The organism is Pantoea sp. SGAir0180, assembly GCF_043546245.1.
On sequence record NZ_CP028071.1, the window covers coordinates 782,770 to 802,963 of the forward strand.

Annotated in this window: 19 protein-coding genes; 10 read left to right on the plus strand and 9 right to left on the minus strand. The window is 57.7% G+C overall.

What is annotated here, in order from left to right; all coding sequences use genetic code 11:
* Positions 1-50: 50 nt before the first annotated feature.
* Complete coding sequence (locus C1N58_RS03890) at positions 51-1,871, minus strand: methyl-accepting chemotaxis protein (RefSeq protein WP_054687416.1); 1,821 nt, start codon at positions 1,869-1,871, stop codon at positions 51-53.
* A gap of 274 nt (positions 1,872-2,145) precedes the next feature.
* Positions 2,146-2,694, minus strand: coding sequence for an endonuclease SmrB (smrB, locus tag C1N58_RS03895; RefSeq protein ID WP_039339724.1), 549 nt, complete (start codon positions 2,692-2,694; stop codon positions 2,146-2,148).
* Positions 2,695-2,854: 160 nt separating this feature from the next.
* On the opposite strand from smrB, the gene prmB reads away from it, so the two are divergent.
* From prmB to C1N58_RS03925, 6 genes are read left to right on the plus strand one after another with little or no spacing between them, the layout of a single operon-like run.
* Positions 2,855-3,787 (plus strand): 50S ribosomal protein L3 N(5)-glutamine methyltransferase, encoded by a 933-nt coding sequence (prmB, locus tag C1N58_RS03900; protein ID WP_006120083.1) that lies wholly within the window; start codon positions 2,855-2,857, stop codon positions 3,785-3,787.
* A gap of 46 nt (positions 3,788-3,833) precedes the next feature.
* Positions 3,834-4,919 (plus strand): chorismate synthase, encoded by a 1,086-nt coding sequence (gene aroC / locus C1N58_RS03905; RefSeq protein ID WP_033740703.1) that lies wholly within the window; start codon positions 3,834-3,836, stop codon positions 4,917-4,919.
* Between the two features lie 4 nt (positions 4,920-4,923).
* Positions 4,924-5,742 (plus strand): penicillin-insensitive murein endopeptidase, encoded by an 819-nt coding sequence (gene mepA / locus C1N58_RS03910; protein ID WP_172677645.1) that lies wholly within the window; start codon positions 4,924-4,926, stop codon positions 5,740-5,742.
* Positions 5,743-5,750: 8 nt separating this feature from the next.
* Positions 5,751-6,554: a sulfite exporter TauE/SafE family protein gene (locus tag C1N58_RS03915; protein ID WP_054687418.1), complete on the plus strand. Its 804-nt coding sequence runs from the start codon at positions 5,751-5,753 to the stop codon at positions 6,552-6,554.
* Between the two features lie 19 nt (positions 6,555-6,573).
* Positions 6,574-7,116: an elongation factor P hydroxylase gene (locus C1N58_RS03920; protein WP_039339723.1), complete on the plus strand. Its 543-nt coding sequence runs from the start codon at positions 6,574-6,576 to the stop codon at positions 7,114-7,116.
* Positions 7,117-7,148: 32 nt separating this feature from the next.
* The gene (locus C1N58_RS03925) at positions 7,149-7,433 is read left to right on the plus strand and encodes a YfcL family protein (RefSeq protein WP_006120077.1); all 285 of its coding nucleotides are present in this window, start codon (positions 7,149-7,151) and stop codon (positions 7,431-7,433) included.
* Positions 7,434-7,461: 28 nt separating this feature from the next.
* Here the strand turns inward: C1N58_RS03925 and mnmC are convergent, their stop codons facing one another.
* The gene (mnmC, locus tag C1N58_RS03930; RefSeq protein ID WP_394564609.1) at positions 7,462-9,474 is read right to left on the minus strand and encodes a bifunctional tRNA (5-methylaminomethyl-2-thiouridine)(34)-methyltransferase MnmD/FAD-dependent 5-carboxymethylaminomethyl-2-thiouridine(34) oxidoreductase MnmC; all 2,013 of its coding nucleotides are present in this window, start codon (positions 9,472-9,474) and stop codon (positions 7,462-7,464) included.
* 151 nt (positions 9,475-9,625) lie between these two features.
* Here mnmC and fabB point away from each other — a divergent pair, with 151 nt between their 5' ends.
* Entirely contained in the window at positions 9,626-10,846 is a 1,221-nt protein-coding gene (gene fabB / locus C1N58_RS03935) for a beta-ketoacyl-ACP synthase I (RefSeq protein ID WP_394564610.1), read from the plus strand.
* A gap of 85 nt (positions 10,847-10,931) precedes the next feature.
* Here fabB and C1N58_RS03940 read toward each other — a convergent pair whose 3' ends face one another.
* Entirely contained in the window at positions 10,932-12,371 is a 1,440-nt protein-coding gene (locus tag C1N58_RS03940; protein WP_394564611.1) for a MocR-like pyridoxine biosynthesis transcription factor PdxR, read from the minus strand.
* Positions 12,372-12,459: 88 nt separating this feature from the next.
* On the opposite strand from C1N58_RS03940, the gene C1N58_RS03945 reads away from it, so the two are divergent.
* Positions 12,460-12,903 carry a rhodanese-like domain-containing protein gene (locus tag C1N58_RS03945; protein WP_006120072.1) on the plus strand — a complete coding sequence of 148 codons (444 nt, stop codon included), beginning with the start codon at positions 12,460-12,462 and terminating at the stop codon, positions 12,901-12,903.
* Position 12,904: 1 nt separating this feature from the next.
* Here C1N58_RS03945 and flk read toward each other — a convergent pair whose 3' ends face one another.
* The 4 genes from flk to C1N58_RS03965 form a co-directional block, all read right to left on the minus strand.
* Positions 12,905-13,945 carry a flagella biosynthesis regulator Flk gene (gene flk, locus C1N58_RS03950; RefSeq protein ID WP_033740689.1) on the minus strand — a complete coding sequence of 347 codons (1,041 nt, stop codon included), beginning with the start codon at positions 13,943-13,945 and terminating at the stop codon, positions 12,905-12,907.
* A gap of 114 nt (positions 13,946-14,059) precedes the next feature.
* On the minus strand, positions 14,060-15,562 hold the full coding sequence (locus C1N58_RS03955; protein ID WP_033740688.1) for a tripartite tricarboxylate transporter permease: 1,503 nt from the start codon (positions 15,560-15,562) through the stop codon (positions 14,060-14,062).
* A 10-nt stretch (positions 15,563-15,572) separates the two neighbouring features.
* The gene (locus C1N58_RS03960; protein ID WP_054687426.1) at positions 15,573-16,004 is read right to left on the minus strand and encodes a tripartite tricarboxylate transporter TctB family protein; all 432 of its coding nucleotides are present in this window, start codon (positions 16,002-16,004) and stop codon (positions 15,573-15,575) included.
* A 12-nt stretch (positions 16,005-16,016) separates the two neighbouring features.
* Entirely contained in the window at positions 16,017-16,997 is a 981-nt protein-coding gene (locus tag C1N58_RS03965; protein ID WP_394550443.1) for a Bug family tripartite tricarboxylate transporter substrate binding protein, read from the minus strand.
* Positions 16,998-17,116: 119 nt separating this feature from the next.
* On the opposite strand from C1N58_RS03965, the gene tctD reads away from it, so the two are divergent.
* Complete coding sequence (gene tctD, locus C1N58_RS03970) at positions 17,117-17,788, plus strand: transcriptional regulator TctD (RefSeq protein WP_033740685.1); 672 nt, start codon at positions 17,117-17,119, stop codon at positions 17,786-17,788.
* Positions 17,779-19,167: a sensor histidine kinase gene (locus C1N58_RS03975; protein ID WP_394564612.1), complete on the plus strand. Its 1,389-nt coding sequence runs from the start codon at positions 17,779-17,781 to the stop codon at positions 19,165-19,167. Before tctD ends, C1N58_RS03975 begins: the two co-directional genes overlap by 10 nt.
* Here the strand turns inward: C1N58_RS03975 and C1N58_RS03980 are convergent.
* The gene (locus tag C1N58_RS03980) at positions 19,148-20,047 is read right to left on the minus strand and encodes a DMT family transporter (RefSeq protein WP_033740681.1); all 900 of its coding nucleotides are present in this window, start codon (positions 20,045-20,047) and stop codon (positions 19,148-19,150) included. The two genes, C1N58_RS03975 and C1N58_RS03980, sit on opposite strands and share 20 nt — an antisense overlap.
* Between the last annotated feature and the right edge of the window lie 147 nt (positions 20,048-20,194).

Genomic DNA, 20,194 nt, shown 5'->3' on the forward strand with positions numbered 1-20,194 from the left:
GCCCGACACTGAAAACGTTTGACTCACTTCACCCGTTTTCTTTCCACACGTTACGCAATCACAAAACGCGACACCGATCCTGCCAGCGTTTGCGCCTGATCGTGCAGCGCACTGGCGGCAGCGGACGACTGCTCCACCAGCGCGGCGTTCTGCTGCGTCACGTTATCCATCTCAACAATCGCGACGCCTACCTGCGCAATGCCGCGATTCTGCTCTTCCGACGCATGAGAAATTTCGTTCAACAGATCCGTCACGTTACTGACCGAGTTGACGATCTCCCCCATGGTGTTCCCCGTCTGACTCACCAGTTGCGAACCGGCATTAATACGCGCCACAGAATCATGAATCAGCGCTTCAATCTCCTTCGCCGCCTGCGCACTGCGTTGTGCCAGATTACGCACTTCGCTGGCTACCACGGCAAAGCCCCGACCTTGTTCTCCGGCCCGTGCCGCTTCTACGGCGGCATTGAGTGCCAGGATGTTGGTCTGAAACGCGATACTGTTTATCACGGAGGTGATTTCTGAGATTTTGCCAGAGCTGGTGGTGATCTCATTCATGGTGCTGACCACATCCGTAACCAGCTGCCCACCGCGGCTGGCGGTGTCGAAGGTTTGCTGCGCCAGTCGACTGGAATGATGAATGTTGTCTGCGTTCTGCTTAACCGTTGCGGTCAGTTGCTCCATGCTGGCTGCGGTCTGCGCAAGGGCGGCGGCCTGGCTTTCTGTGCGGGCTGACAGATCATTATTGCCGGAGGCAATCTCCGCTGAAGCCTGACTGACGCTGGTCACGCCACTGCGGATACCGCTGATAATGCGACGCAGCTCATCGCTCATTTCACCGACTGCATGCATCAGTTCGCCCAGCTCATCCCGACGGGACGATTTCAGCACGGTGCTGAGGTTGCCACGCGCCATCTGATTAGCGACGTGCAGCAGTTCAGCGAGAGGACGCGTCAACTGGCGGGTAATAAACAGGGCGATAAGAATGCCTGCTACGATAGCGGCGATGATAATCACCGTCATCAGCCAGACGGCCTGATTCGCGTCGTGATTGGTCGCATCTAACTGCTGGGTAAACAAGGCGTTGCTCATGTCGGTCAGGATTTTGCCCGCAGCCGCCAGTTGCACAGTGGCTGCGTCACCAGCCGCCACCGACGCCATTAGCGCATTGATATCGCCCTGTTTGGTCTCAAGCTGTGCGCTGACTTTTTCAAGCGCAGCACTGTCTGCGGCGTTAAGGCGCGGTTTGGCCTGAGCCATCAGCTGCACGGTTTCCGACAGGAAGTTGCTCAGGGCGTTGCGATCTTCTTCTTTGTGCTCAAGGCCAAAGAGTTTGACACGTACCGCCACGCCGCCCAGGTGTTTATTGATTTCCTGTAACGCCGCGCTCGTCTGCGGGTCACTGCTGTTGCTTGCGGCCAGTTGGCTGATAGCCCGCATCTCATCCGCCACGGACAGGTTCTGAAGCGCCTGTGCCCCGTTACGGACAGCCTGTACCGTATCGGCGCGTTTCTGCCGGTAAGTGGCAATAGCGGACGGCATCGCCGTAATCATCGCCTGCTGACTGTCATCCCAGTGAAAAACGCCCAGGTTTTTCAGATTCTGATCCACCTCTTTCAGCAGATTTTCGTTAACGTCGATGAATTTTTCATCATGCGTTTTCACGAACTGCAGTCGGGCATCTTTGGCCTGTGAAAACCGGTCATTAACGCTTTTCAGCTCCCTGAGCTTTTCGGCCCGGACGCTGATGTCGTTCAGATTTTTAATCCCGCATATCGCTACGGCCAGACTCAAAAGTAAAATCAGTCCAAAACCGAGCATCAGCTTTTTGCCCACTTTCAAATTCTCAAAAAAATGACTTAACCCGCTCATTCAAAAAGTTCCCTTGGTCAATGTGCCGAAATAATCAAACGTAATGTGCCTAAATGCTTAGACGTTATCGGCAGCGAGTAAATTGTATTCAGTATAAATAATTACATAAGCAAATAGTCTGCGTCAGTCTGAACAAAAACGGGCAGAACAGAGGACCAAAAACAGGCGCAAAAGTGAAAGAAAGCGGGCGTCGGTTAAACCGGTTTCCCCCGGCAAAGGGGGGAAGAAACGGGGCGAAACGGCGGGGTGGAAAAGACGTTTCAGGGCAGGAATATCAAGGCAGCTCTGGCGGTTGCCACTCTTCGACTTCAATCAGGACCAGCAGCGCGGCGTCGCCACCAAACATTTTGGGTGCCTGATGAAACGCCATTACCCAGGGATGCTGAGCCAGCCACAGCGGCGTTTGTTGCTTTAAAATATGTTTACCATGTCCGGTCATCACGCTGGCACAAAAAAGGTGTTCGCGACGGCAGGCGGCAATCAACGCGCCCAGTTCCTGTTTGGCCTGCATCTGTGTGAGTCCATGCAGATCGAGAAAAATTTCTGGCGTGTAATCGCCCCGACGCAGCTTTTTCAGCTCGAAATGGCTCACGTCCGCACGGACATAGCGCGTCGCCCCTTCTGTGGACAGCAGCGGCTGGAACTCATCGGAAAAATAATGGCTGTTATCCGCTTGCTCAGACAGCAGGCGTTTAACCGGCACGTCGCGGGTTTTGACCACCGGCTTATGCACGATAGTATCTTGTTTCAGTTCTCGCGTGCCGGTCATTAACTGACGGAACAGCGCTTGATCATCCTGGCTCAGGGTCGGTTTTTTACGCATGGGTCGTGAATCATGTCTGAGGTGGCTGATTAACAGCAGAAGCCATTACCTTACCGTTTACTGTCATTAATTGTCAGCTTTTTCACCTTGCTGCGCTGAATTCTGCTCGGCTTCGTGGCAAACTATCGGCCGATTTAGTTAAAGGCCTGCGGAGGGCTATGTGGACAAAATTTTCGTCGATGAGGCAGTGAACGAACTGCACACCATTCAGGATATGCTGCGCTGGTCGGTCAGCCGCTTTACCGCGGCTGGCATCTGGTACGGACACGGCACAGATAATCCCTGGGACGAAGCCGTCCAGCTGGTTCTGCCCACGCTTTGGTTACCGCTTGATATTCCGGAAGACATGCGCAATGCCCGCCTGACCGCCAGTGAACGTCATCGCATTGTCGAACGCGTCATTCGTCGCGTTAACGAACGCATCCCGGTTGCCTATCTGACTAATAAAGCCTGGTTCTGCGGCCATGAATTCTATGTCGATGAACGCGTTCTGGTTCCCCGTTCGCCGATTGGGGAGCTGATTGAAAACCGTTTTGCCGGCTTAATTCCTGAAAAGCCGCGTCATATTCTGGACATGTGCACCGGAAGCGGCTGTATTGCCATCGCCTGTGCTTACGCCTTCCCGGACGCCGAAGTTGACGCGGTGGATATCTCCCACGATGCGCTGGCAGTGGCGGAACAAAATATCGAAGAGCATGGTTTGATCCACCATGTCACGCCGATTCGCGCCGATCTGTTCCGCGAATTGCCGCCTGTGCAATACGATCTGATCGTGACCAATCCGCCCTATGTGGATGCCGAAGATATGGACGATCTGCCGGGCGAATACCACCATGAGCCTGAGCTGGGTCTGGCGGCCGGAAGCGATGGCCTGAAGCTGGTCCGCCGTATTCTGGCCTGTGCGCCGGGTTACCTGAGCGAAAACGGCGTGCTGATTTGCGAAGTCGGCAACAGTATGGTGCACATGATGGAGCAGTATCCCGATGTGCCTTTCACCTGGCTGGAATTTAACAACGGTGGTGACGGTGTCTTTATGCTCACCCGTCAGCAAATCGTTGATGCACAGCACCATTTCTCATTCTATAAAGACTAAAAAGAGGGGCGAGCGTTCGCCCGTCAAACCGTAACAAGGAATCTCAATGGCCGGAAACAGCATCGGACAGTTCTTTCGCGTCACCACCTTTGGCGAATCTCACGGCATTGCTCTGGGATGTATTGTTGATGGCGTGCCGCCCGGCATTCCGTTGACCGAAGCCGATATCCAGCACGATCTGGACCGCCGCCGTCCGGGCACTTCGCGTTATACGACGCAGCGCCGTGAACCGGATCAGGTCAAAATTCTGTCAGGTGTGTTTGAAGGTGTCACCACAGGGACCTCGATTGGCTTGCTGATTGAGAACACCGATCAACGTTCGCAGGATTACGGCGCCATTAAAGATCTGTTCCGACCCGGCCATGCGGATTACACCTACGAACAAAAATACGGTACGCGCGACTATCGCGGCGGTGGCCGTTCATCGGCACGTGAGACGGCGATGCGCGTGGCGGCGGGCGCCATCGCCAAAAAATACCTGCACATGCAGCACGGGATCGTGGTGCGGGGCTATCTGGCGCAGATCGGCGACGTGGCCTGTGAACTTAAAGACTGGACCATCGTTGAAGAGAATCCGTTCTTCTGCCCGGACGCCGATAAGCTTGAGGCGCTGGATGAACTGATGCGCGCGCTGAAAAAAGAGGGCGATTCTGTCGGTGCCAAAGTCACGGTCATGGCGGAAAATGTTCCGCCGGGCCTGGGCGAACCGGTCTTTGATCGCCTGGATGCGGATCTCGCGCATGCGCTGATGAGCATTAACGCCGTGAAGGGCGTTGAAATTGGCGACGGCTTTGCCGTGGTGAATCAGCGCGGCAGTCAGCATCGCGATGAAATTCGGGCTAACGGTTTTCAGAGTAACCACGCAGGCGGCATTCTCGGCGGTATCAGCAGCGGTCAGACTATCAGCGCCAATCTGGCGATGAAGCCGACCTCCAGCATTACCGTGCCAGGCAAAACCATCACCCGCGACGGGGAAGAAGTGGAGATGATCACGAAAGGCCGTCACGATCCCTGCGTGGGCATTCGTGCGGTGCCGATTGCCGAAGCCATGATGGCAATTGTGCTGATGGACCATCTGCTGCGCCAGCGTGCGCAGTGTGGCGATGTCAATTCCACCGTCCCACGTTGGTAACCTGATGAAAGTGATGCTGATGCTCAGCGCGCTGTTACTCAGCGCGGCAAGCCTGGCGGCGACGCCGTGGCAGCGTATTCAGCACCCTGTCGCGGGTGCACCGAATGCGATTGGCGGCTTTGCCAACGGCTGTATTGTCGGCGCGCAGGCTCTGCCGCTTAACTCACCGGATTATCAGGTCATGCGTCAGGATCAGCGCCGCTATTTCGGTCATCCCGACCTGATTCTGTTTATCCAGCGCCTGGCCATGCAGGCGCACAATCTGCAACTGGGCAATGTGCTGATTGGCGATATGGGCATGGCTGCCGGCGGACGCTTCAGCAGCGGCCATGCCAGCCACCAGACCGGACTCGACGTGGATATCTGGCTACAACTGCCGAAAACCCGCTGGAGCGCACAGCAGTTACTGAAACCTCAGCCGCTGGATCTGGTGGCCGCCGATGGCAGGAACGTCGTTGCGCGTCACTGGCAGCCTGAAATCGCCAGTCTGATTAAACTGGCGGCGAAAGATGAAGATGTCACGCGCATCTTCGTCAATCCGGCGATTAAAAAGCAGCTTTGCGCGGAAGCGGGTACAGATCGAAGCTGGTTACATAAAGTACGGCCCTGGTTCGCGCACCGCGCCCATATGCACGTCCGTTTGCGCTGTCCACAGGGCAGCCCGGATTGTGAGGAGCAGGCTCCCCCGCCTCCCGGGGATGGCTGCGGGGCAGAGTTGCAGAGCTGGTTCCTGCCAAAGCAGCCGGGTTCTGCGCCTGTGAAGCGTGAACCCCCGCCGCTGCCGCCTGCCTGTCAGGCGCTGCTGGATAAACATTTACTGTAAGGGTTCCCATGGAGTGGTTCATTGCCAGCCCGCTGGCGGTTGTCCTGCTGTTTTTTATTGCGCTACTGGCTGGATTTATTGATTCGATTGCGGGCGGCGGTGGCCTGCTCACGCTTCCTTCTCTTCTGGCGGCAGGGCTGTCGCCGGCGCAGGCGCTGGCGACCAACAAACTCCAGTCGGTCGGCGGCTCTTTCTCTGCCAGCCTGTATTTTGTACGGCGGGGAGCCATTACGTTGCGTGAGCAACGGCTGAATATCGCCATGACCTTTCTGGGCGCGGTAGGCGGCGCGGTGCTGATTCAGCATCTTCAGGCCGATTTCCTGCGGCAAATCCTGCCGCTGCTGCTGATCGCCATCGGTATGTGGTTTTTGTTAATGCCGCGCATTGGCGAGGAAGACCGGGTGCATCGTCTCAGGGGGCTGCCTTTTGCCCTTATCGGCGGTGGCTGTATCGGTTTTTATGATGGTTTTTTTGGCCCGGGAGCTGGCTCGTTTTATGCGCTGGGCTTTGTGACGCTGTGTGGCTTTAACCTGGCGAAAGCGACTGCGCATGCCAAACTGCTTAACTTCACCTCAAATTTTGGTAGCCTGCTGTTCTTTATCTTTGGCGGGAAAGTGGTGTGGGGCACCGGCCTGATCATGATGCTGGGCGCGGTCTGTGGCGCACGACTGGGCGCAAGGCTGGTTCTGGCGCGTGGGCAAAAGCTGATTCGTCCGATGGTGGTGATCGTTTCGGCGGTCATGAGCATGAAATTGCTCTGGGATAGCCACGGCAGTGAGGTTCTGGCCTGGCTGACGGCGCTGAATCTGTAATACTTTACGTGAACATTGAATGACAACACATGACTACCCGCAGCTCATTACGCTGTTTGACCGCTGCTTTAGCGAAGACTTTCAGACCCGTCTAATTAAAGGCGATGATGAACCGATTTATCTTCCTGCAGACAGCGAATCACCATGGAACCGGGTGGTGTTCGCCCATGGTTTTTACGCGAGTGCGCTGCATGAAATTTCGCACTGGTGCATTGCCGGTGAAGCCCGGCGCAAGTTAGTCGATTTTGGCTACTGGTATTGCCCGGACGGGCGGGATGCGCAAACGCAAAGCCAGTTTGAATCGGTTGAGGTGAAGCCGCAGGCCCTGGAGTGGATGTTTTGCGTTGCCGCAGGCTTTCCCTTCAATGTCAGTTGTGACAATCTCGATGGCGATTGTGAGCCCGATCGCATTGCTTTTCAGCGTAAAGTTCATGCCCAGGTCATGAGCTACCTGGCGTCGGGCATTCCTGCCCGACCCGCACGCTTTATTTCAGCCCTGGCTGAATTTTATGGCAGGCCTTCTCTGACCGCATCACAGTTTCCATGGCCGGAAGATGTGTAATGCAGAAGGGATTATTTAACAGAGGAATTGAGATGATCGCAGAATTTGAAGCGCGTATTCTGGCCCTGATTGACGATATGGTTGAGCACGCCAGTGACGATGAGCTGTTTGCCAGCGGTTATCTGCGTGGCCATTTAACCCTTGCAGTCGCGGAAGTGGAGCAACTGGATGACCACACGCCGCAGGCGCTGCAGATTCAGGTCACCCGCAGCCTGCAAAATGCCATTGCCGCCGGAGAGTTATCGCCACGGGATCAGGCGCTGGTCATTGGCATGTGGGATAATCTGTTTTTACAGGCGCGTCAGCAGACTGCCTGAGTGAGCAGGGCGGCATGCCGCCCTGGTGCTATTTCCCCGCTTTTTTGCCCTTCAGCAGCTTTCTGACCCAGTAACGATTAGGATTCAGCGCCGCCAGCGTGCTGGCATCCAACGGCTGAGGTTCGCCGCTCAGCTGTGCCGCCAGGACTTCTGCCGCCAGCGGTGCACTGCACAGCCCGCGCGAGCCAAGTGCGCCGAACAGATAAAGGCCGGGAAAGTACGGCGCCGCTGGGATCGCCGCTCCGCGGGCATTCTGCTGCGCCAGATCGGCATAAAGCGCAAGCGTCGCTGCGTAATCCGGCGCACAGCCCACCATAGGTAAGTGATCCCGCGTGGCACAACGTACGCCGCTGCGCGCTGCGTTCTGACTGACATCCACCGCATTAACCCAGTCGCTGTGCGGCAGGCAATGCTGCAGGCGGCGGTGATTCTCCTGCTGATCCGCTTCACGAAAGGCGGTGGAGGTCTCGCCCCGGTGATAGCTGGCCCCGATACAGTGCGTCGCAAACTGGGGACTGGCGGGCGTGAGATAGCCATCGTAGCAGAGCACCGTCCTGAGCGCCGACAGCGCAGGCGATACGGGAACATGGCTGACCTGACCGGCCACCGGATACACGGGCAGCGCGTCGGTCTGGGGCAGGTCGGTGAGGTGATGGCCGTTCGCCAGCACCACGGCAGCGTGATGCACATCGGGCTGTTCGCTAAAGGTTAACGTCCAGCCCTGCGCATTCTGACTGAGCGCGGTGACGCGATGCAGCCAGTGTACACGCAATCCCAGTTGCTCGCCCCTGGACAGCAGGGAAGAGGTCAGTTCGGCCGGGGCTAACCAGCCGCCCATCGGGTAATAGATGCCGCCGCAGTGCAGCGCAACCTTCGCCAGCGCCTCGGCTTCCTGTTGCGTCACGCCATGGGCAATCTCTTCAGGTAATCCCATCGCCAGCATCTGTTCAATCTTGCTGGCACTTTTATCGTCCCAGCCGATCTGCAGGACGCCGCTCCAGTCGTGTTCGAACGGCAGATCCAGCGCGTCATACAGGCGATGGGCAAACGTGAAGGCGGCGGGGAAAAAGGTGGCAAGCGCCGGATCGTGCTGATTAAGCAAAGGGTACAGTGCGCCCTGACGATTGCTGGATGCGCCCAGCGCGGGGGCTTCGTCGGCGCAATACAGCGTAACGCGCCAGCCGCGGCGCAGTAAAGCCAGGGCCAGCGTCGCACTGGCGATACCGCCGCCCACCAGAGCAACCTCTTTTTCAGACGGCGCAGGCCGGGCATACCAGGGTTGGCGCGGGTACTGTGCTGGTGCCTGTTCAAGCGAGCCGCACAGCATTTCCCGTTTTGGACCAAATCCTTTACGGCGCGTGACCGCAAAGCCCGCTTCCTGCAAGCCACGACGTACGAAACCGGCGGCCGTAAAGGTGGCAAATGTGCCCCCTGGCCGGGCCAGCGCCGCCATCGACTGAAACAGTTCCGGCGTCCACATATCGGGATTTTTCGACGGCGCAAAGCCATCTAAAAACCACGCGTCGACCTGACGATGCAGACTGTCATCAAAATTATTAATTAGCGCATTAATATCGCCTAACCACAGATCCAGCGTGATGCGACCGGCATCGAATAACAGCCGCTGGCAGCCGGGCAAGGCCTGTGGCCACTGACGCTGAAGTTGGTCGGCCCAGGGCGCAAGTTCAGGCCAGTGCTGATGGGCCGCCATCAGATCGGCCTGGGTCAACGGAAATTTTTCAAAGCTGATGAAATGCAGTCGCTTCAGCGCCGCATCGGGATGATGACGCTGGAACTGGTCAAACGCCTGCCAGAGCGTAAGAAAGTTAAGGCCGGTGCCGAAGCCGCTCTCGGCCACAATCAGCAGGTCGCGTGGGTGGTGGTGAAATCGTTGGGGGAAATCATTGCCACCCAGAAACACGTAGCGCGTCTCTTCCAGACCATTGTCGTTGGAAAAGTAGACGTCGCCGAAGGCTCGGGAAACAGGTGTACCCTGTTCATTCCAGCTCAGTTGGGCATGTTCAACCGGAGACAGTTTCACAGTAAAGGCTCATTTTTCAGGGAATGGCAGGAGTTTATCGGCCGGGGGAAGATGACGCAAATTTACAAAGGAATTGGCTGATCGGACTTGTTCGGCGTACAAGTGTAAGCTAGAGTGCTCGTCAAATAACAGAAGTGTTGAGGAAGATTGAATGAAACGTGCTGTGATTACTGGCTTAGGGATCGTTTCCAGTATTGGTAATAACCAGCAAGAGGTGCTGGCATCTCTGCGTGAAGGCCGCTCAGGCATCACTTTTTCCCAGGAGATGAAAGATTCCGGCATGCGTAGTCACGTCTGGGGTAACGTTAAACTCGATACCACCGGCCTCATTGATCGCAAAATTGTGCGGTTCATGAGTGATGCGTCCATCTATGCTTACCTGTCAATGGAAGAAGCTATCAAAGATTCTGGCCTGAGCAACGAAGCCTACCAGAACAACCCTCGCGTAGGTTTGATTGCAGGTTCCGGCGGCGGTTCTCCACGTTTTCAGGTTTTTGGCGCGGATGCGATGCGCAGCCCACGCGGCCTGAAAGCCGTTGGCCCTTATGTGGTGACCAAGGCGATGGCATCCGGTGTTTCTGCCTGCCTGGCCACACCGTTTAAAATCCACGGCGTAAACTACTCTATCAGTTCAGCCTGTGCGACCTCTGCACACTGTATTGGTAACGCGGTTGAGCAGATTCAACTGGGCAAGCAGGATATCGTTTTTGCCGGCGGCGGCGAAGAGCTGTGCTGGGAAATGGCCTGTGAGTTCGATGCGATGGGCGCCCTGTCGACCCGTTACAACGACACGCCAGAAAAAGCGTCACGTACCTATGACAACGAGCGCGACGGCTTCGTTATCGCAGGCGGCGGCGGTATGGTCGTGGTGGAAGAGCTGGAACATGCGCTGGCTCGTGGCGCGCACATCTATGCTGAAATCGTGGGCTACGGTGCCACCTCTGATGGTGCTGATATGGTCGCACCGTCAGGTGAAGGCGCTGTACGCTGCATGAAGATGGCGATGCAGGGCGTGGACACGCCAATCGACTATCTGAACAGCCATGGTACCTCTACGCCAGTGGGCGATGTCAAAGAGCTGGGTGCTATTCGTGAAGTGTTTGGCGAAAACACACCGTACATCTCTGCGACCAAAGCCATGACCGGCCACTCCTTAGGAGCGGCGGGTGTGCAGGAAGCGATTTACTCACTGCTGATGCTGGAGCACGGCTTTATCGCCCCAAGCATTAACATCAGCTCGCTGGACGCCGCGGCAGAAGGCATGAACATCGTGACAGAGCCGATGGAAAAAGCCCTTACCACCGTGATGTCTAACAGCTTTGGTTTCGGCGGCACCAACGCCACCCTGACCCTGCGTAAATACCAGGCATAAGTGTGGCGAAGCGTCATGTTGCGCGCAGCATGACGCACACACATCCAAAAGGTCGGCTATTGCCGGCCTTTTTTGTTTCGGTCCATTAGTCACGTTGACGGGATGCGCTGCGTGACAGCAGCCTGACCAGACTGTCACATCCCGCCACAATTTCATCCGGCGTGAGCGCCGCAAAACCTAATAGCCAGCCTTGCCGGTTTGTTTTTTCGCTATACAGCGGGCTGAGCCGGGGTAACAGTAAGCCCGCGTTTGCCGCCTGTACGGTCAAAGCGCCTTCATCCCCCTGTAACAGGTTAACAGCCAGCTGCAGTCCTCCCGGACAGGGAAAGGGGGTGAGCCACGGCGTCAGACGCTGTTCAATCTGTTCCAGTAAGCGATCGCGACGGCTCTGGTAAAGCTGACGCATCAGGCGCAGATGACTGGCGAAGTGCCCCTGCTGCATAAACGCGGCGGTCACCGCCTGGGGAAGCAGGGCGCTGTGACCATCCAGAATGCTGCGTAAGCGACCCGAGGGTTCCACCAGCGCCTCGGGCACGACCATCCATGCCAGGCGCAGGGACGGGTACAGGGATTTTGAAAACGTGCCTAAGGTTATCACCCGCTGATCCCTGTCGAGTGCGTGCAGCGCGGGAGCGGGGCGCTCATCATAGTGAAACTCACTGTCATAATCGTCTTCGATGAGCCAGCTACCGTTGCGGCGAGCCCAGTCGAGCCAGGCGAGACGACGTGGCAGACTCAAAGCAACACCTGTCGGATACTGATGGGAGGGCGTCAGGTACATCAGCTTTGCCGCGCCAGGCTGAGGGACGGCGCCCTGGCCATCCACACTTATTCCGCTCACGCGGGCACCCGCAGCCAGAAAGGCGTTGCGTGCGCCCGCATAACCCGGCTCCTCCATCCACACGTTATCGCCAGGGTCGACCAGCATCAGCGCCAGTAGCTGAAGGGCCTGCTGCGAGCTGGTCAGAATCACGACCTGCTCAGGCTGGCAGTGAATGCCGCGCGACAACGCAAGGTAATCAGCCAGCGCGTGGCGCAGTGGCATATAGCCTGACGGATCGCCATAGCCCATCACGCTCTGGCCTTCGCTGTGCTGGATACGTGCGGTTAACCGCCGCCAGACCGCATGAGGAAACGCCCGCAACTCCGGAGAACCCGCTGCAAACGCACAGGGATACGGCGCGTCCTGGCAGCCGCCTGTCGCCAGGACCTGCTGGCCGCGTCGTGACAACCGGGCCATGCGGCTGGCGCGAATGCGGGGAGCTTTGTCAGGGAGAGTGATGGCAACAAAACTGCCCCGGCCTGTTTCCCGCCGCAGATAACCCTCGCTTTCGAGCTGGGCGTAAGCCGCTTCCACCGTCACGCGTGACAGCGTTAAATCCGTGGCCAGCTGACGTGTAGAGGGCAGTTTCTGTCCGGCCTGAAGGTGCGCGGTTTCTATCCACTGACGCAGCGTGGCGCACAGGCGGTCACGCAGACCGCCCGTGGTCTGATGATGAAACAGTTGCAGAAGCGGTGACGACATAATGGTCTTATCAACAGGTTCAGATGGGTCTTAGTCAGGCATCCACTTTGCCGTACACTGCCGTCATCACACAACAGGAGAAATGCCGATGTCATCCGTTTTACGTTTCCCTCCCGCCTCACCGTCGCAAAGCGTGGCGTATCTGCAGGCTAAACTGGCGTATTACACCGATGCCTGGGATCTGGCTGAGGATCTTTCCCGTCAGGTTCAGGGGATTGTGGTCGTGGATGCGCGCCAGGCAGAGGCATATCGCGGTGGTCATATCTGTGGCGCGATCTCTTTCCCACACCGGGAAATGAACGAAGCCAGCACGGCCCGCCTGGATCGCAATAAAGTGTACGTCACCTACTGCGATGGGATTGGCTGCAATGGCTCAACCAAAGCGGCGCATCAGTTAGCCTTGTTGGGCTTTCAGGTGAAAGAGCTGACTGGGGGGCTGGATTTCTGGAAGCGGGATGGTCACCCCATGGCATGGGGCGATGAGGCGGGCGAATGGCCGCAGACAACGGCTGCGGCATCCTGTGGTTGCTGACTTACAGCACCAGCCAGAGCAGAAAGGCCAGTACGATCAGCCCGACGACCGCGGCCAGTAAGGGGCGCTCAGCCAGCGGTTTCAGCGCGGGCGGCAGCGAGGCGGAAATCGGTGCCCAGATGGGGTGCGGATTCAACTCACTGTCGGCCAGCGCCTGCTCATGGGCTCGCTCTGCGCGCCGTGAAAACAGGAAGTTAAGCAGGTCCTGCGTCTGGGTCGGCGTCAACACCGTTTGCGGGGTAGCCTGGAACCGTTGCTGGCTGTAATCCTCCAGCATCTGCTGCTCACGCTTGTCCAGAGGATGTTTCAGTGAGCTTTCAATCAGCTGCAGCGTTGGCGCGCTGTGCTGGCTCAGCGTCTGACGCACCTGGAGATACTGAGTCAGTAACGGGTAATGGCGTGAAGGAATCGGATCGCCACTGGTCAGGTTCACCAGCTTCAGCGCCGCCGTCCAGATTTTGCCGCTGGATTCGCCGGTGGCGGCCGCCAGGCGGACGATCTGCTGATTCAGCGCCTGGTGTTCGGCGGGCAGCAGAGAGCGATCGCTGGTGCGACTCTGTTGCGGCTGGGGGATTGCCATCTGACCATTTTGCAGCATGGTTAACACCTGACGCAGCTGGTCCTGCGTCAGGGCACTCAGCACCGTCTGACCAAACTGCTGACGGATAAAATCACTGACAGCCTGACGATTGTTTCCTTTCGGCAGCAATTCGGTCAGTTGCGTCATCAGCTGACGTGTGGCATGGCCATTTTGCACCTGCGCCAGGCGGGCGTTGAGAAACTGCTCGGCAGCCGGGAAGTGGCGCGACTGCAGTTCCGCTTCACTCTTCACACCCACTTCATGGCGCAGCCCAGCCCAGAGCTCCGGCGCTTTTAACGTGCTGAGAGACATGATGCGCACAATCAAACGCTCAAGCGTCGTACGCTGGGCAGGCGACAGCGGTTGTTCACCGGCAACGCTGCCCGGACGTGAAGTGTCAGTTTGGGGATTAACAGATGAACGATCGCCGACCGGCACACCGGGGCCGCTGACAGGTTGCATGGCGGATTCCTTGGAAAACAGACTAGCGTGGGGTGCGCCGGAAACAGAATACGCTATGATAACAAAAGCCCCCTGGAAATCCACGGGGCTGATGTGTTTCAACCAAAGATTTACTTACTGATGCGCAGGCGTCGCTTTACGGCGCAGACGTTTCCATACAAACGGAACAATCAATACCGCCACGGCCAGGATCAGCAGCACTTTGGCAATCGGGCTCTCCCACAAAATCGCCATTTCACCATTGCTGATAGACAGCGCACGGCGCAGGTTCTGCTCCAGCATTTCGCCCAACACGAAACCTAAGATCAGCGGTGACATCGGGAAGTCCATTTTTCGCAGGATATAGCCAAAAACACCAAGCCCGACCATCAACAGCAGGTCAAAGGTGGTGCTGTGTACGGCGTAAACGCCAACCGCAGAAATGGCGGCAATGGCCGGTACCAGAAACCACAGCGGAATGGTCAGCATACGCGCGAACACGTTGATCATCGGGATGTTCATAATCAGCAGCATCACGTTGCCAATTAACAGCGCCGCAATGAGCCCCCAGACGATATCCGGCTGTTCGGTAAACATCGCCGGACCGGGCGTGATGTTATATAGCGTCAACGCGCCGACCATCACCGCGGTGGTGCCAGAGCCCGGAATGCCCAGCGTCAGCATCGGAATAAACGATCCGCACGCCGAAGCGTTGTTGGCGGCTTCCGGCGCAGCAACACCACGAATATCGCCCTTACCAAACTGGTCGCTGCCGCTGATTTTTTTCTCTGTCATGTAGGCGATTGCGCTGGCGATGGTGGCACCGGCTCCGGGCAAGACACCGACAAAGAAACCAATAAACGATGATCGCAGCGTCGCCCCGGTCGACTGGGCGGCTTCTTTCATGTTGAACATCATGCGGCCACTGGCGCGCACCACCTTTTGTCCCGTATGGGTGGATTCCAGCATCAGCAAAATTTCGCTCACCGAGAACAGGCCAATGACCACCACGACAAACTGAATGCCGTCGGAGAGGTGAACGCTGTCAAAGGTAAAGCGGTAAACGCCGGTGTTGGCATCCACGCCAACGGTCGCCATGCTTAAGCCAATCAGGGCGGACAGAAATGACTTGAGCGGATTCTGGCTCATCATGCTGCCCAGGCAGGCAATGGCAAACACCATCAGCGCAAAATACTCCGCCGGGCCAAACGCCAGCGACCAGCGCGCCAGCAGCGGGGCGAACAGGATGATGCCGATAATCGCAATGGTGGAGCCGACAAACGAACTCACGGCAGAGACAGACAGCGCTACGCCCGCTTTTCCCTGCTGTGCCATGGGGTAGCCATCCAGCGCGGTCATAATCGCGCCAGCGTCGCCCGGCACATTGAGCAGTATCGACGAGATGCGTCCGCCGTATTCACAGCCCAGATACACCGTTGCCAGTAAAATCAGGGCAGACTCCGCAGGCAGGTGCAGCGCAAAGGCCAGCGGCATCAGAATGGCCACGCCGTTGATCGGACCCAAACCGGGCAGCAGGCCAACAATCGTTCCGATAAAGCAGCCAGTTAAGGCAATCAGCAGGTTTTGCGGTGTCATGGCAACGGCAAAACCCTGCATGAGAAAAGACCAGATATCCATTTTTCTCTCCTTAGCTCATCAGGCTGCCAGCCGGCAGGGTGACATCCAGCAGATGGTCAAAGGCGTAAAACAGCGCCCACCCCATAACCGCGCCGGACAGGACGGCGGCCCACCAGCGCGCGCCAAACAGCATGCCGATGCCGAAGGTCAGGAGCGCGGTGGATAACGGGAACCCCAGACGTTCAAACAGCCAGCCATACACGAACAGCATGACGGCCAGCGCCACCAGACGTTTCATCGTCTGCGGTGCGGGCCACTGGATAGCATCGGGCTTTCTCAGCAGCAGCATGACGGCACACAGCGCCATCAGGGTGAGTAGCACCAGCGGAAAAGGCCGCGGGCCGACGGGTTCATAACTGTATTCACTCTGGATTTGCCAGGCGACGACTAACCCTGCCAGACATAACACCAGCCACAGCATGGCAAAAATACGATCGCTCATGATGCGCTCCGGTTACTTAGCCAGACCAAATGATTTCGCCTGCTCACGGTAAGCGGCCACCTGATTCTTCACGTATTTATCCAGTTCTGCGCCAAAGAGATTGAACTCAAACAGGCCACGCAGTTCGCGCTGTTGCCTGAATTCGGGCGTTTGCACCATTTTTTCGAACGCGTTCTGCCACCACTGGTAATCCGCGTCGCTGACCTTCGGCCCCAGATAGAAGCCACGAATAATGGGCCATTCCACGTTAAACCCTTGCTCTTTCGCCGTCGGAATCGTCGCCAGCTGATTGGGCAGACGCTTGTCGGCCATCACCGCCAGGACGCGCAGTTTACCGCCTTGCAGGTGCGGCACCATTTCGCTGAGATCGCCCGACATCACCTGAATATGATTGCCCAACAACGCGGTGACGACTTCGCCCCCGCCTTCAAAGGCGACATAGCGCATCTTACGCGGATCGATACCGGCTTCTTTCGCCACCAGCGCGGTTTTCATCCAGTCCTGACTGCCGATGGAGGCACCCGCACCGACCACCACCTTGGTCGGATCTGCCTTCATGGCCGCCATTAATTCGCCCAGATTTTTCCACGGCGCGTCTTCCCGCACGGCGATCATGCCGTAATCTGTGCCGATGGCCGCTAACCACTTCACATCATCGACCGAGTAACGACCAAATTTTCCCTGCGACAGATTCAGCAGTGAGCCGCCCGAAAAGGCGACCACAGTGCCTGCTTCAGCCGGGCGCTGAGCCACAATAGCGTTATAGGCCACAGCACCCACGCCGCCAGGCATGTAGGTAATGCGCATCGGTTTTTCGATCTGTTTGGTTTCCATGAGTGAAACCTGAATCAGCTTACAGGTCAGGTCGAAACCGCCACCCGGTTTGGCGGGGGCAATGCATTCGGTCCTGTCGGGGGCAGCGGCATTACCTGGCGACGGCAACATGAGAGCCAACAGGGCAGAGGCGAGGGCGGTGTGGATTATTTTTTTCATCGTGCGCTCCATCTTTCTTTCAGAGTGTGATTACTACCGACAATTCGGCGTTATTGAATTGTTAAATCGGTAACCTTTCATTTACCTTTCAGCCATCAGGTTTAGTGAAAGGATGTGATATGCGTCTCTTACTGGTGGAAGACACGGCCGAGCTGGCGCGATGGTTACAGAAGGCGTTAACGCAAAAAGGGTTTGCTGTGGACTGGGTCGCGGACGGCGTTTCGGCGGATCACAGCCTGCAAAGTGAAGATTATGCGCTGGTCGTACTGGATGTTTCCCTGCCGCGTCTGGACGGCATTGAGGTGTTAACCCGGTTACGTCGGCGTGGACAAAATGTCCCGGTGTTGCTGCTGACCGCACGCACAACGCTGGACGACCGCGTGCGCGGCCTGAATACCGGCGCGGATGACTATCTGACCAAACCCTTCGAACTGGATGAGCTGGATGCGCGCCTGCGTGCGTTGCTGCGTCGTGCGCAGGGACACTCGGCCCGGCACCAGACCCTGGGCCAGTTGGTGCTGAACGGCGAAGGCTACTTTTTGCTGGCAGAGAAACCGCTGGCGCTGACACCGCGTGAATCCAGCGTACTGACCACGCTGATGCAGCGTCGGGGCCGCCCGGTCTCGCGGCAGCATTTGTATGAACAAACCTTCACCCTGGCGGATGACGCCAGCCCGGAAAGCATCGAGCTGTATGTACACCGGGTACGCAAAAAGCTGGCGGGCAGTAACGTGGGCATTGTGACGCTGCGCGGACTGGGCTACAGCCTGGAAACCCTGGCATGCGACTGATCACCTCGCTACGGGGCGAGTTACTGGCCTGGCTGGGGCTGCCGCTTTCCCTGCTGTGGGTGCTTTCTGTTTACACGCACTATCAGAGCGGACTTGCGGCGGCGAATCAGGCCTACGATCGCTCTCTGCTGGCCTCTGCGCGCACAGTCGCTGAACGGCTGGTGGTGCGTAACCAACACCTGGAGGTCGACGTGCCCTGGGTGGTGCTCGACAGCTTTGAGCGCAACATGAATGATCGCCTGTTTTATCAGGTGATTTCGCCGCAGGGGAAAACGCTGTCCGGCTATGACGGGCTTCCCCCGATCCCCGTCACCAGCGCGATGTCAGAGACCTATCCCGCGCTGGTCCATTTCTATGACGGCTATTATCAAAAGCAGCGCATCCGGGTAGCGGCCTTGTGGCAGCCCGTCAGCGAGACGGGCGCGGAAGGTATGGCGCTGGTGCTGGTCGCGGAAACCATCCATTCCCGTGAGGCTTTCGCGAAAGGGCTGATGCGCACGGCTTTGCTCAGCCAGAGCGCGCTGGTGTTAATTGCCGTGTTGCTGGCAAGCCTGATGCTACGCCGGGTGTTGCGGCCTTTACGCCGTCTGTCCCGCATTGTGCTGCGTCGCGATGGTGCTGAACTGACGCCGCTGCCGTCCCTGCCGTGGTCGGAGCTACAGCCGCTTATCGTGGCATTTAACCGCTATCTGGAACGGCTGCGGGGATTGCTGGCGCGTCAGGATCGGTTCAGCGCCGACGCCGCTCATCAGCTTCGCACGCCGCTCACCATTCTGAAAACCCAGATCGGCACGGCGCTGGACAGCCATCAACCCGAACAGTGGCGGGAAAGCCTGCAGAGCATGCGCTACACGCTGGATGACACCATCCTGCTTACCGACCGGCTGCTGCAACTGGCGCGTATCAAAGCCCGACACGGCGAAGATAAACCCATGGTGAAAGTGGATCTGGCGACGGTGGTGCGCGAGGCGTGCCTGAGCCGCTATGCGGCTGCGCGTGCGAAACAGATTGACCTGGGTTACGAAGGTGATGCGCACGGCGACGTCAAAGGCGATGCGCTGCTGCTGGGCGAGCTGTGCGCCAACCTGCTGGATAACGCTCTTACCTATACGCCGGTGCAGGGTACGGTGACGGCGCGCCTGGAGAGCGGCAGATTATACATTGAGGATTCAGGGCCGGGCATTCGCCCGGAAGAGCAGCAAAGCGCGTTACGGCCATTTATCCGGCTGGATAACGCCGCGATGCTGACGGGAGCAGGTATCGGGCTGGCGCTGGTGCACGATATTTGCGCCTGGCATGGCGCAACCGTCACGCTGGATAGCAGCCCGTCACTCGGTGGGCTGCGTGTCACTATCCGGTTTAATGCGGATCGGCCTTAAGCGATTCCCGTCGCGTTAACGGCCTGCGCAGACGCTGTGCCAGCAGAACGCCTGCCAGCGTCAGACCGCCGCCAATCCAGTGATAGCTGTGCAGATGTTCATGCAAAAACAGCACCGCAATCAGGGCGGTAAAGAGCGGTGTCAGATTCATAAAAATACTGGTGATGCTGGCCCCCAACTTTTGTACGCCATGAATCCACAGCCACGGGGCCAGAATGGAGGCGAACAGGCCGGCAAAGGCCACCAGGGGAAGATTCCGTGGCGTGAGCGAGACATCCGGTGTCATCAGAAAACCGGGCAGCAACAGCATCACGCCAGCGGCAATTTGCACATACAGACTCTGCCAGACGGGCAGGGGAATCGACCAGCGTTTTGTCATCACGCCGTAAAGCGCATAGCAGGCTGAGGCCGCCAGCATCAGAGCTTCGCCCGTACCGATGCCGTGATGCAGCAGCTGGTCAGGATTGCCTTCACTGACCAGCCAGATTAAGCCACAGAAGGAGATCAGACTGCCGGCCAGAATCCCCACGGTCGGGGCAATCCGCAGAATAAGGACACTGAGCAGCACGGTGAGTAGCGGGATCAGCGCGGCGATAATACCCATAAACAGGGCGCTCACGCTATGGGCGGCGTAATAGGCCAGACTCTGATACAGCGCCATGCCCAGTAGGCCCAGAATCATCAGTCGTCCCAGATGCGGCCGGATCGTCTGCCATTGCCGCAGCACGCCCGGCAGGACAAAAGGCGTCAGCACCAGCAACGCCAGCAGCCAGCGATAGAACGAAATTGCGGCAGGCTCAATGGCACCTGCCGATAATTTATTCACGATAGCGTTAACCGACCAAATCAACACCGCAAACAGCGGAAATAAAAAGACCATAACAAGGCTCCCGTCTCAGACCCGCGGCAGTGTACGCCTGTGATGCCCCTTTCTGCCAGCCTTACCCGCCCCTGCACTGCGTGGTTAGGCGAATGTCAGGCTTTTGTGCCAGAATAGCGGCCTTCAATACACAGACAGGAAAGCCGT

Coding starts and splice junctions, on each gene's coding strand:
- mepA (WP_172677645.1), top strand. CDS start 4,924: ATGAAAGTGATGCTGATGCTCAGCGCGCTGTTACTCAGCGCGGCAAGC.
- C1N58_RS03925 (WP_006120077.1), top strand. CDS start 7,149: ATGATCGCAGAATTTGAAGCGCGTATTCTGGCCCTGATTGACGATATG.
- aroC (WP_033740703.1), top strand. CDS start 3,834: ATGGCCGGAAACAGCATCGGACAGTTCTTTCGCGTCACCACCTTTGGC.
- fabB (WP_394564610.1), top strand. CDS start 9,626: ATGAAACGTGCTGTGATTACTGGCTTAGGGATCGTTTCCAGTATTGGT.
- flk (WP_033740689.1), bottom strand. CDS start 13,945: ATGCAACCTGTCAGCGGCCCCGGTGTGCCGGTCGGCGATCGTTCATCT.
- smrB (WP_039339724.1), bottom strand. CDS start 2,694: ATGCGTAAAAAACCGACCCTGAGCCAGGATGATCAAGCGCTGTTCCGT.
- C1N58_RS03940 (WP_394564611.1), bottom strand. CDS start 12,371: ATGTCGTCACCGCTTCTGCAACTGTTTCATCATCAGACCACGGGCGGT.
- C1N58_RS03965 (WP_394550443.1), bottom strand. CDS start 16,997: ATGAAAAAAATAATCCACACCGCCCTCGCCTCTGCCCTGTTGGCTCTC.
- C1N58_RS03955 (WP_033740688.1), bottom strand. CDS start 15,562: ATGGATATCTGGTCTTTTCTCATGCAGGGTTTTGCCGTTGCCATGACA.
- C1N58_RS03975 (WP_394564612.1), top strand. CDS start 17,779: ATGCGACTGATCACCTCGCTACGGGGCGAGTTACTGGCCTGGCTGGGG.
- C1N58_RS03945 (WP_006120072.1), top strand. CDS start 12,460: ATGTCATCCGTTTTACGTTTCCCTCCCGCCTCACCGTCGCAAAGCGTG.
- C1N58_RS03960 (WP_054687426.1), bottom strand. CDS start 16,004: ATGAGCGATCGTATTTTTGCCATGCTGTGGCTGGTGTTATGTCTGGCA.
- C1N58_RS03915 (WP_054687418.1), top strand. CDS start 5,751: ATGGAGTGGTTCATTGCCAGCCCGCTGGCGGTTGTCCTGCTGTTTTTT.
- C1N58_RS03890 (WP_054687416.1), bottom strand. CDS start 1,871: ATGAGCGGGTTAAGTCATTTTTTTGAGAATTTGAAAGTGGGCAAAAAG.
- C1N58_RS03980 (WP_033740681.1), bottom strand. CDS start 20,047: ATGGTCTTTTTATTTCCGCTGTTTGCGGTGTTGATTTGGTCGGTTAAC.
- C1N58_RS03920 (WP_039339723.1), top strand. CDS start 6,574: ATGACAACACATGACTACCCGCAGCTCATTACGCTGTTTGACCGCTGC.
- tctD (WP_033740685.1), top strand. CDS start 17,117: ATGCGTCTCTTACTGGTGGAAGACACGGCCGAGCTGGCGCGATGGTTA.